This is a genomic window from Corallococcus sp. AB049A (assembly GCF_003668885.1).
GTDB classification, from domain to species: domain Bacteria; phylum Myxococcota; class Myxococcia; order Myxococcales; family Myxococcaceae; genus Corallococcus; species Corallococcus interemptor.
The window spans coordinates 1-669 of record NZ_RAWL01000879.1 but is presented as its reverse complement, the minus strand read 5'-3'; the positions used below and the strand labels follow the sequence as shown (position 1 = coordinate 669).

Annotated in this window: 2 protein-coding genes; both read right to left on the bottom strand. The window is 60.1% G+C overall.

Annotated features, from left to right (window positions below):
- Window positions 1–187: hypothetical protein (locus D7X55_RS45040; RefSeq protein ID WP_233610399.1), on the bottom strand; the 187-nt coding region annotated here is incomplete at its 3' end.
- 8 nt (window positions 188–195) lie between these two features.
- Window positions 196–669 (bottom strand): PRTRC system protein F (locus D7X55_RS40030; RefSeq protein ID WP_121725720.1); only part of this gene is annotated, 474 nt, incomplete at its 5' end.

Genomic DNA, 669 nt, shown 5'->3' with positions numbered 1-669 from the left:
CAGCGTGAATGAGTGCTCGCCGATTGAGCGGAACACCCGGGCCGATTGCAGGCTTTCGAGTCCCCGCCTCGTGAGTGATGCGGTGTGCCGTCGAGTATGTGAACTGCCCCTCGGCCGGCCCATACAGCAAAATGGCCCCTTGCAGGGCCACGTCATGAGACCGACTGGCGGTCAAGATCTTGGCCATGGGGCCTCCTATCGTGAAATGATGGTCAGTAATTGGTCGAGAGCCTTTACGATCTCGAACATGCGCGACAGGTCCTCATACTGCTTGGGCACCTGTTGCGGGTCGCTCGCCAGCGGAATCAGCACCTGGTACATCGTCGCCTCTCCGCTATTGCTAATGCATTCGAAATGGTCATCCAGCAGTTCGCCGATCCACTCTTCGGAAAACACCGCAATGGAAGCGGCCGAATATGCAGGTTCGGCCCATTGCGAATGTTCGAAGAGCTTCGAGCCCTTGGCGCGCTGCAGTGCATCTTCCAGCTGCAGCATCGCGCGGCATACCCGCTGAATCCAGCGACTTGACGAACGCGCCAGCTCCAGCACCTCCGACCTCTTGAGAACGGACCGCCGAGGGCCTTTCCGGCCCTTGCGCTTGCCGCGCTCGGGGAACATTTCTTCCGGCGCCAGGACCGGACGAACATTGGAAGGCAGGTAGCGCTCGAT